The following is an 11,278-nucleotide window of genomic DNA, read 5'->3' on the forward strand; positions in this document are numbered from 1 at the left end:
CAAGATCAGCCACCGAAGTCATCCAGCAGGATGTTTTCAGGCTCAACACCCAAATCTTCCAGCATCTTGATAACAGACGCGTTCATCATAGGCGGACCACACATGTAGTATTCACAGTCTTCCGGCGCATCGTGATCACGCAGGTAGTGTTCGTACAGCACGTTATGGATAAAGCCTGTGTAGCCGGTCCAGTTATCTTCCGGCTGCGGATCAGACAAGGCCAGGTGCCAGGTGAAGTTCTCGTTCTCTTCCGCCAACTGGTCGAACTCTTCAACATAGAAGGCTTCACGCACGGAGCGAGCACCGTACCAGAAGGAGATCTTACGCTTGGAGTTCAGACGCTTGAGCTGGTCAAAGATGTGTGAACGCATCGGCGCCATACCGGCACCACCACCAATGAAGACCATCTCATTATCGGTTTCCTTGGCGAAGAATTCACCGAAGGGTCCGTACACAGTGATCTTGTCACCCGGCTTGAGGCTGAACACGTAGGATGACATCTGGCCCGGCGGAATGCCCTGGCTGCCCGGAGGCGGCGAAGCAATACGGATGTTGAACTTAACAACACCGCGCTCTTCCGGGTAGTTGGCCATGGAGTAAGCACGGATAACCGTCTCATCAACCTTGGACACAAACTGCCACATGTCGAACTTGTCCCAGTCGCCACGGAACTCAGGCTGGATATCAAAATCCTTGTAGTTCACGACGTGAGGCGGCGCTTCCAGCTGTACGTAACCACCGGCACGGAAGTCCACGTTCTCGCCTTCCGGCAGACGCAGGGTCAGCTCCTTGATGAAGGTTGCCACGTTCGGGTTGGACTCGACGGTGCACTCCCACTTCTTCACACCGAAGACGTCGTCTTCAACGTGAACTTTCATGTCCTGCTTGACGGCAACCTGGCAGGACAAACGCCAGCCTTCCTTGCCTTCACGCAGGGTGAAGTGAGATTCCTCGGTCGGCAGCATGGAACCACCGCCCTCGGTTACCTGACATTTACACTGGGCACAGGTACCACCACCACCACAGGCAGACGCCAGGAAGATACCCTTGTCGGCCAGCGTCTGCAGCAGCTTGCCACCCGCCGGAACGGTGATCGATTTTTCCGGATCATCGTTGATCTCGATGGTCACATTGCCGGAGCTGACCATCTTGGCTCGGGCTGCGAGGATCACGGCAACCAGTGCAAGCACCACTGCCGTAAACATCACAACGCCGAGGATAATGACTTCTGTATTCATCTGTTTATCCTATCCTTTAAGCCTTCCATGTCGATCGCTTACAGCTGTACGCCGGAGAACGACATGAAGCCAAGAGACATCAGACCCACAGTGATGAAGGTGATCCCCAGGCCACGCAGACCATGCGGCACGTCACTGTACTTGAGCTTCTCACGGATACCCGCCAGGGCAGCGATTGCCAGCGCCCAGCCGATACCGGCACCCGCGCCGTACACCACACTTTCGCCAAAGTTGTAGTCGCGCTCCACCATGAACAGAGCAGCACCCATAATGGCGCAGTTCACGGTGATCAGCGGCAGGAATACACCCAGAGCGTTGTAAAGTGCAGGCACGAACTTGTCCAGGAACATCTCCAGGATCTGAACGATCGCGGCAATTACGCCGATGTAGGAGATATAACCCAGGAAGCTCAGATCCACTTCAGGATAACCGGCCCAGGCCAGTGCACCCTCGCGCAGCAGATAGTTGAAGATCAGGTTATTGACCGGCACGGTGATGACAAGCACCACAATAACGGCAATGCCCAGACCAATCGCGGTCTGAACCTTCTTCGAGATCGCCAGGAAGGTACACATCCCGAGGAAGAAGGCCAGCGCCATGTTTTCGACGAAAATCGCCTTAACAGCAAGGCTGATCAGCTGTTCCATGATTTACGCAGCCTCCTTCTTGGTGTTCGGAGCCATTTCGAAATCAGGCTTTTCAACCTGCTCCGGCTTCCAGGTACGGATGATCCAGATGAACATGCCGATCAGGAAGAACGCGCTCGGCGGCAGCAGCATCAAGCCGTTGCCCTGGTACCAGCCACCGTTGTTGACCAGCGGCAGAATTTCGATACCGAACAAGGAGCCGGCACCGAACAGTTCGCGGAAGAAACCGACGAACAGCAGTACTGCGCCATAGCCCAAACCGTTACCGATACCGTCCAGGAAGCTCGGCATTGGCGGGTTTTTCATGGCGAAGGCTTCGGCACGACCCATTACGATACAGTTGGTGATGATCAGACCAACGAATACCGACAGCTGCTTGGAGATCTCGTAGGCAAAAGCCTTCAGGATCTGGTCCACCACGATTACCAGCGAGGCAATGATCGTCATCTGTACGATGATTCGAATGTTGCCCGGAATGTGGTTACGGATCAGCGACACGAAGAAGTTGGAGAACGCTGTAACGGCAATTACTGCCAGCGTCATCACCATTGCGGTCGCCATGTTGGAGGTAACCGCCAGCGCAGAACATACACCCAGAATCTGCAGTGCAATCGGGTTGTTCTTGAAAATTGGCGTTACCAGAACGTCTTTAGTCTGAGACATGGATTAAGCCTCCCCTGCACGCAAGTTGTTCAGGAACGGCGCGTAGCCATTCTTGCCCATCCAGAACTGAACCAGGTTGGTAACACCATTGGCTGTCAGCGTAGCGCCAGACAGACCGTCAACCTTGTACTCTGCATTGGCAGTCGATGCATCGACACTGCCCTTGATCAGCTGGATCTGAGGGTCAGTCTTGTCGTCAGCGTACACTTTCTTGCCAGGCCAGAGTGCTTTCCAGGCAGGGTTGTCTACCTCGCCACCCAGACCCGGGGTCTCGGCGTGAGAATAGAAGCCCAGACCCACAACGGTGTTCAGATCACCTTCCAGCGCCAGGAATCCGTACAGAGTCGACCAGAGCCCCTTGCCGTGTACCGGCAGAACCACTTTGTTCACGGAGCCGTCAGCACCTTCAACAAGGTATACCGGCTGAACACGCGCGATCACCTTGATACCCGCCTTGTCATCCTGGCGATCCAGCGCGATGCTCTGCTGAGGATCCTTGGTCGCCTTGGACTCATCATAACCGGCCGGCACATCAACATACTGGCCTGTTTCCAGATCAACATATTTAGTCGTAATCTGACTAAACAGTTCATCTACGCTCTTGGACGGATCGGCAATACCGGCAGCCGCCAGGATATTGCTTTTACGGTCCAGTTCTTTGTTGGCAACCTGCTGCGGCTTGAGAATTACTGCCGCAGCGGACACCACTACCGAGCACACGACACACAACAGAATCGTGACCAGCAGGGTTTTGCCCATCGTATCGTTATTAGACGACATTGCGCTTCATCCTCCGCTTGATATTCGCCTGGACAACAAAGTTGTCGATCAGCGGTGCAAACAGGTTGGCAAACAGAATCGCCAGCATCATACCTTCCGGGAATGCCGGGTTGGCAACACGGATCAGTATCACCATCACACCAATCAAAGCACCGAACACCCACTTGCCGGTATTGGTCATGGATGCCGACACCGGGTCGGTTGCCATAAAGATCATGCCGAAGGCAAAACCACCCAGCACCAGATGCCACCAGAACGGCATATTGAACATGGGGTTGGTGTCGGAACCGATCAGATTGAACAGCGACGACATGGCGACCATGCCCAGGAAAACGCCGGCGACAATACGCCAAGCCGCAATGCGTGCAAACAGGATCACCGCGCCACCGATCAGGATCGCCAGTGTCGAGGTTTCACCCACCGAACCCTGAATGGTACCGATGAAGGCATCGAACCAGGTGATGTTGGCATTCAGTACGGCTTCAACACCGCCCATGGCTGCCAAGCCCAGCGGAGTTGCACCGGAGAAACCATCGACTGCTGTCCAGATTGCGTCACCCGACATCTGTGCCGGATAGGCAAAAAACAGAAAGGCTCGACCGGTCAACGCCGGGTTGAGGAAGTTTTTACCGGTACCACCGAATACTTCCTTGCCAATAACCACACCGAAGCTGATACCCAAAGCCACCTGCCACAACGGGATGGTCGGCGGCAGAATCAGGGAGAACAGCACCGAGGTCACGAAGAAGCCTTCGTTGACTTCATGGCCACGCTTCATTGCGAACAGCACTTCCCAGAAGCCACCCACAATAAAGGTCACGGCATAAATCGGCAGCCAGTAGGTCGCACCATGAAGGATGTTGTCCCAAATACTGTCGGGGTTGAAACCGGTCAGCGATGCTGCCAGGGCGCCGCGCCAGCCGGTCGCTTCAGTCAGCCCAAGTTCGGCCATAGCTGTATTGGCCTGCAGACCAACGTTGTACATGCCGAAAAAGATGGCCGGGAAGGTACACAGCCATACCAGGATCATGATGCGCTTCAGATCAACGCCGTCACGTACGTGCGCTGCACTCTTGGTCACATGACCCGGAGTATAGAAAATGGTATCGACTGCTTCATACAGCGCATACCAGTTTTCATATTTGCCGCCTTTATGGAAATGCGGCTCCATTTTGTCCAGAACGGTTCTCAAACTCATGACCAGCCTCTCTTACGCCTCTTTTTCGATGCGCGTCAGGTTGTCGCGAAGGATAGGACCGTACTCGTACTTGCCCGGGCACGCGAAGGTGCACAGCGCCAGGTCCTCTTCATCCAGCTCAAGACAGCCAAGCTGCATCGCGGTCACGATATCGCCGGTGACCAGTGCGCGCAGCAACTGAGTCGGCAGGATATCCAGCGGCATCAACGCTTCGAACTGACCAACAGGAATCATTGCCCGTTCGGAACCGTTCGTGGTTGTGGTGAAATCGAACTTCTTGCTCGGCGAGAATACGGAGGCAAACATGTTCAGTACCGAGAACTTGTTAGCGCCCGGTGTAATCCAGCCCATAAAGTCACGATTATCGCCTTCCAGAAGCACACTGACCTGGTTTGCATAACGCCCCAGGAAGCCGGTCGGACCGATGGCCGAGCGGCCGTTCCAGACAGAGCCGTTAATAACACGATTCTTACCCGACTTGAGCTTACCAGCGCACAACTCTTCGGTCGCAACACCGACACGGGTGCGTACCAGACTCGGGGCTTCGACTTGCGGACCGGCCAGCGCAACAACACGCTCGGTCGGCAGACGGCCGCTGACAAACAATTTGCCGAACGCAATCACGTCCTGATAGCCAATGATCCAGGCGGTTTTTTCACGCGAGACGGGATCCAGGAAGTGAACATGGGTACTCGGGTTACCTGCCGGGTGTTTACCGGCAAATTCTTCCACCTGCACGCCTTCGGCTGTGGGAACCTGCACTCCTGCGGCCTTACAGAGATACACCTGCCGGCTACCCATACGGGCCAACAGCTTGAGGCCGTTCACGAAATCTTCAGCCTGCTCGTTGATAATCAGAGCAGGATCCGCCGCCAGGGGATTGGTATCGATGGCCGTCACAAAAATGGAACTCGGAGTCGTGCCGACCTGAGGTACACGGCTGAACGGACGCGTACGGAAAGCGGCCCACAGACCGGAAGCCAGCAGATTTTCCTCGATCTGCTCTCGAGACAGGGTGTCCAGTTTGGCAGCGGGGTAGCTGGCAAACTCGACAGCGTCTTCCTGATCATCCAGTTCAATGACCACGGATTGCAGGACACGACGTTCGCCACGGTTAATGGCGCACACGGTGCCGGCACCGGGAGCCGTATACTGAACCCCTTCTGTTTTCTTATCGGTAAAGATCACCTGACCGAGCTTCACCCGGTCACCCACTTTGACCATCATCGTCGGCTTCATGCCGATGTAATCCTGGCCAAGCAGAGCCACAGTACGCACTTTGGGACCATCCTGGATGGTCTGTCCAGGCGCACCTGCAATCGGTAGATCCAGACCCTTATTGATCTTGATCATTCGTCTCACCCAACTTTCGGAAATATTCAGGAGGCTTTCCGCTGCTCGAGCGAAGCTGAGCAAGACATGAAACACGCCTCGCCACCTGCGGAGCAACCGAAAGATTTTCCACCAAAAAATCCCTGCAAGTATAACCGAGTCGGCCAAGCTTTTGCTACAAGGCACTGTTTTACTTAGGCGAATGGCGAATAATTTATACCATCACTATAGATTTAATTGGTATAAAATTATTCTTTTTTGGAATCAAAAAGGACAGGCATAAAAAAGGCCGCATATAGCGGCCTTTTCTTGACACCAAAGGAATCAGTGCTTTCCTTTCGGGAAAGCATCCAGCGTGCACTTGGCCAAGTGCTGAGCCATGCGCACAACCTGGCAGCTGTAACCGAATTCATTATCGTACCAGACATACAGCACGCAACGATTGCCATCAACGATAGTGGCCAGCGCATCCACCACACCAGCAGCGCGAGACCCCACAAAGTCGGAAGATACGGCTTCAGGTGAGTTGCTGTAATCAATCTGCTTCTGCAGTTCGGAATGTACGGCTGCATCACGCAGATAGTTGTTCAGCTCGTCCTTAGAAGTATCCTTGTCCAGATTCAGGTTCAGGATTGCCATGGACACATTCGGTGTCGGAACGCGAATCGCGTTACCGGTCAGCTTGCCTTCCAACTCCGGCAACGCCTTGGCAACCGCCTTGGCTGCACCGGTCTCGGTCAATACCATGTTCAGTGCCGCTGCACGACCACGACGATCACCTTTGTGGTAGTTATCGATCAGGTTCTGGTCATTTGTGTACGAGTGAACGGTCTCAACATGGCCATTCACCACACCAAACTGATCATTGACGGCTTTCAATACCGGCACGATAGCGTTAGTGGTGCAGGAAGCGGCGGACAGCACGCGATCATCATCAGAGATATCGCCATGGTTCACACCCATCACAACGTTCTTCACGCCTTTGCCCGGCGCCGTCAGCAACGCACGTGCCACACCCTTGGATTTCAAGTGCAGGGACAGGCCTGCCTCATCACGCCAAATACCGGTATTGTCGATTACCAGGGCATTTTTGATGCCGTACTGAGTGTAATCAACCTGATCCGGGCCATCGGCGAAGATGATCTGGATGTAATTACCATTGGCGATGAGTGCGTTATTCTCTTCATCTACCTGGATAGTGCCTTTGAAAGAACCATGCACGGAATCGCGGCGCAGCAGGCTCGCGCGCTTCTCGAGGTCATTGTCGGCCTTACCCTTGCGCACAACGATGGCACGCAGACGCAGAGAGTGGCCACCACCGGCACGATCCAGCATCAGGCGCGCCAACAGGCGACCGATACGGCCGAAACCGTACAGCACCACATCAGTGCTCTCATGGGCTTCTGCAGGCTCGGTAGACGCATCTGCCAGCTCTTCCTGCAGGAATGCCTGCAACGTGCGACCGTTGCTTTCGTCGCGGAATTTTACCGCCAGCTTGCCAATATCGATGTGCGCATTGGTTACATCCATTTCAGCAACAGCTTCCAGGACCGGGAAGGTATCGACAACCGAAATCTCTTCACCTTCTACCTGGCGCACAAAACGGTGTGCTTTCAGGATATCGATCACAGACCGTTTAACGATCAGACGACCGTACACAGAAATTTCAATGTTACGGTCACGGTACAGACGGCCAACCAGGGGCACCATTGCTTCAGCAATTGCTTCGCGGGCTTTCCAGTCTGCAAAAATCATTTCTTGGCTCACGGGGTAACTCCGAAATTGTCATCGCTCAATTTGGGTGCGCGCATTATCCTCTTTTCGGCTATCCGGGGCAAACCCGAGAGCGTAGACTTTGGTCCCGATCTGCATCCAAGGCTGCACCCGATGGCCTCAACAGGTAGAATTCACTTTTTCAGCAGGATCAAGGAGCCCGGTTTGTCAGCGCTATTCAGCATCCCTACCCCCAAAGGCCCAGGCGATCACAAGCGGCTCGGACACGTCATCGGCAGCGCAACCGGCCTGCTTATTCAGCAGCTCAGCCAGAAAACACGCGGCATGATCATGCTGATCAGTCAGGATATGGAAAGTGCGGAACGCCTGCTGCAGGAAATTCGTTTCTACTGCGACGACAGCCTGCCTGCGGCACTCCTGCCCGACTGGGAAACCCTGCCATACGACAGCTTTTCACCACATCAGGACATCACATCCAGCCGTATCCAAACGCTGCACCAACTGCCGGAGCAACAACATGGCGTACTGGTGATCCCGGCCTCGACGCTTCTTCACCGCCTGCCGCCGGTCAGTTTTGTGACGGCCAATGCGCTGTTTCTTGAAACCGGCCAGCACCTGGACAGCATTGTCCTGCGCCAGCGATTTACCGATGCTGGCTACCATGCCGTGGATACCGTTTACGAGCACGGTGAATTCGCCATTCGCGGCGCCATTATCGACCTGTTCCCGATGGGCGCCGACGCACCGCTGCGCATCGACCTGTTCGATGACGAAATCGACAGCATTCGGACTTTTGATCCCGAAACCCAGCGTTCCATCGACAAGGTCGATCGCGTACGCCTGCTGCCCGCGAAGGAATTCCCCTTTGACCAGACTGCCATCACCCGCTTCAAGCAGCACTGGCGCGAGCGCTTTGACGTCGACCATACACGCTGTCCGATCTACCAGGATATTTCCAGCGGTCTGACACCGCCCGGTATCGAATACTACACCCCCCTGTTCTTTGAACAGACTGCAACGCTATTTGATTACCTGCCCGACAATACACTGATTCTGCACGACAAGGACCTTAAAACTGCAGCTGACCAGTTTTCCGCAGACACTCTTTCCCGTCATGCCGAGCGCTCCGGCGACCTGCAGCGTCCGATACTGGATCCGGATGCACTCTTCCTGTCGACCAGCGAACTGTTTGCCCGTCTGCATGACTACCCGCTCATGCGGCTGAATGCCGGGCCAGAAGAGGTACGCCCCGGGCGTGACAACCTGCCATGCCTGACGCCGCCAGAGCTGGGCGGCAAGGACAGCCAGCATCCCCTTGCACCACTCCAGGACTACTGCAGCATACACACGCTGCCAACGCTGATCTGCGCAGAATCGGCCGGCCGCCGGGAAGCCTTGCTGGAGCATGCTCGCAAGGCAGGGCTCAACCTTGTCGAATGCGACAACTGGCAGGACTTCCTGACTCGGCAACCGGCTCTTGGCATTACGACCTATCCACTGGAACAAGGCCTGCTGCTTGATGACCGACTGCAACTGGTCACGGAAAGCCAGCTGTTCGGCCGACAGGTTTTTCAGCGCCGTCGCCGCGAAAAGGAACAGATCGATGCGGATCAGGCCGTCCGTCACTTGTCGGAACTGGACATCGGTGCACCGGTCGTGCATATCGATCATGGTGTCGGACGCTATCAGGGTCTGCAAACCATCGACATTGACAACCAGGCCGCCGAGTTTCTGGTCTTGGAGTATGCCAACCAGGCCAAGCTGTATGTACCGGTTTCATCACTACACCTTATCGGTCGCTATTCCGGTGCCAGCGATGAATCAGCGCCACTGCACAAGCTTGGCACCGAACAATGGAACAAGGCCCGACGCAAGGCCGCCGAGAAGGTGCGCGACTCGGCAGCCGAGCTGCTTGACATCTACGCCCGTCGCGCCGCTCGCAAAGGCTTCAGCTTCGACTGCAGCGATACGGAATATCTCCAGTTTGCCGACAGTTTCCCGTTTGAAGAGACGCCCGACCAGGCCAATGCCATCAGCGCTGTCGTTCAAGATATGCGAGCCGCAACACCGATGGACCGACTGGTATGTGGCGATGTAGGTTTCGGCAAAACCGAAGTCGCCATGCGCGCAGCCTTCATCGCCGTACAAAGCGGCAAGCAGGTTGCCGTATTGGTACCCACCACGCTCCTGGCACAACAGCATTTTGAAAACTTCCGCGACCGCTTTGCCGAGTGGCCGGTCGAAGTCGAGCTGATTTCACGCTTCAAAAGCACCAAGGAGCAACAGGCCACCATCGACGCACTGAGCGAAGGCAAAGTCGACATTCTGATCGGCACCCACAAACTGCTGCAGGGCGGCATCCGCTTCAGCGACCTGGGCTTGCTGATCATTGACGAAGAGCACCGCTTCGGTGTGCAGCAGAAGGAACGCCTGAAGTCGTTACGATCAGAGGTCGACATCCTCACACTGACCGCGACCCCCATCCCACGTACGCTCAACATGGCCATGTCCGGCATTCGCGACCTCTCGATCATCGCCACGCCACCGGCCCGCCGCCTGTCGATCAAGACTTTTGTGCGCCAGCACGAAAAACCCATGATTAAGGAAGCGATCCTGCGAGAGCTCTTGCGTGGCGGTCAGGTGTACTACCTGCATAACGAGGTCAAATCGATCGAGAAGGTCGCGACCGATATCAACGAACTGGTACCCGAAGCTCGCGTTGCCATTGGTCATGGCCAGATGCGCGAACGCGAACTTGAACAGGTCATGAGTGACTTTTACCACAAGCGTTTCAATGTACTGGTATGTACCACCATTATCGAAACCGGTATCGATGTCCCCAGCGCCAACACGATCATCATCGATCGAGCCGACAAGTTCGGCCTGGCTCAGCTCCACCAGTTGCGCGGACGCGTGGGCCGATCACACCATCAGGCCTATGCTTATCTGCTGACCCCACCCCCAAAACTGATGACACAGGACGCCACCAAGCGCCTGGACGCCATCAGCCAGTCGAGCACTCTGGGCGCCGGTTTCACCCTGGCTACTCACGACCTTGAAATCAGAGGTGCAGGAGAGCTGCTCGGCGAAGAGCAGAGCGGCCAGATGCAGAGCGTCGGCTTCGGTCTGTACATGGAGATGCTAGACCAGGCGATCAAGTCGATTCAGGAAGGAAAAACGCCGGATCTGGACAAGCCACTGCATCATGGCAGCGAAATCAACCTTCACCTGCCAGCCTTGATCCCCGAGGACTACATCCCTGATGTGCACAACAGGTTAATGCTGTACAAGCGTATCGCCAACGCCGACAGCGGCCCCGCGCTGGATGAACTGCAAGTGGAAATGATTGACCGTTTCGGCCTGCTGCCGGAGCCGACACGCAACCTGATACGCCTGACTCGCATCAAGCTGAGTGCGGAAGCACTGGGCATCACCAAACTGGATGCCGGTGAAAAATCGGGACGCATCGAATTTGAAGCCGAGCCCAATGTCGACCCAATGACCCTGATCGCTCTAATTCAACGCCAGCCAGACCGTTTCCGTCTCGACGGCGCCAACCTGTTGCGTTTTACCCAGCCGATGGAAAAAGCCTCTTCACGCTTTGAAGCCGTCGAGCGCCTGCTGACACAACTGTCACCGAAGGAGAGTACCTGACCCTAGGCTTCTGTGCGGTACCGCTCACTGGT

Annotated in this window: 8 protein-coding genes; 1 reads left to right on the forward strand and 7 read right to left on the reverse strand. The window is 55.5% G+C overall.

What is annotated here, in order from left to right:
* Window positions 1-5: 5 nt before the first annotated feature.
* The 7 genes from nqrF to H1S06_RS06290 form a co-directional block, all read right to left on the reverse strand.
* A complete protein-coding gene (gene nqrF / locus H1S06_RS06260) occupies window positions 6-1,238 on the reverse strand; it encodes an NADH:ubiquinone reductase (Na(+)-transporting) subunit F (RefSeq protein WP_181738321.1) in 1,233 nt (410 codons plus the stop codon).
* Window positions 1,239-1,276: 38 nt separating this feature from the next.
* Complete coding sequence (gene nqrE / locus H1S06_RS06265) at window positions 1,277-1,885, reverse strand: NADH:ubiquinone reductase (Na(+)-transporting) subunit E (RefSeq protein WP_181738323.1); 609 nt, start codon at window positions 1,883-1,885, stop codon at window positions 1,277-1,279.
* Between the two features lie 3 nt (window positions 1,886-1,888).
* Window positions 1,889-2,548 (reverse strand): NADH:ubiquinone reductase (Na(+)-transporting) subunit D, encoded by a 660-nt coding sequence (locus tag H1S06_RS06270; RefSeq protein WP_181738325.1) that lies wholly within the window; start codon window positions 2,546-2,548, stop codon window positions 1,889-1,891.
* A gap of 3 nt (window positions 2,549-2,551) precedes the next feature.
* A complete protein-coding gene (locus H1S06_RS06275) occupies window positions 2,552-3,328 on the reverse strand; it encodes a Na(+)-translocating NADH-quinone reductase subunit C (RefSeq protein WP_181738327.1) in 777 nt (258 codons plus the stop codon).
* Window positions 3,318-4,526, reverse strand: a complete 1,209-nt coding sequence (locus tag H1S06_RS06280) for an NADH:ubiquinone reductase (Na(+)-transporting) subunit B (protein WP_181738329.1) — start codon at window positions 4,524-4,526, stop codon at window positions 3,318-3,320. The genes H1S06_RS06275 and H1S06_RS06280 overlap by 11 nt, the downstream gene beginning before the upstream one ends.
* Window positions 4,527-4,538: 12 nt before the next feature.
* A complete protein-coding gene (locus H1S06_RS06285) occupies window positions 4,539-5,879 on the reverse strand; it encodes a Na(+)-translocating NADH-quinone reductase subunit A (protein ID WP_181738331.1) in 1,341 nt (446 codons plus the stop codon).
* A gap of 303 nt (window positions 5,880-6,182) precedes the next feature.
* Window positions 6,183-7,625, reverse strand: a complete 1,443-nt coding sequence (locus H1S06_RS06290; RefSeq protein WP_328515318.1) for a glyceraldehyde-3-phosphate dehydrogenase — start codon at window positions 7,623-7,625, stop codon at window positions 6,183-6,185.
* A 171-nt stretch (window positions 7,626-7,796) separates the two neighbouring features.
* On the opposite strand from H1S06_RS06290, the gene mfd reads away from it, so the two are divergent.
* Window positions 7,797-11,246, forward strand: coding sequence for a transcription-repair coupling factor (gene mfd / locus H1S06_RS06295; RefSeq protein WP_255482919.1), 3,450 nt, complete (start codon window positions 7,797-7,799; stop codon window positions 11,244-11,246).
* The last annotated feature ends 32 nt before the right edge of the window (window positions 11,247-11,278 follow it).

This window comes from Marinobacterium marinum, from assembly GCF_013868415.1.
Taxonomy (GTDB): domain Bacteria; phylum Pseudomonadota; class Gammaproteobacteria; order Pseudomonadales; family Balneatricaceae; genus Marinobacterium; species Marinobacterium marinum.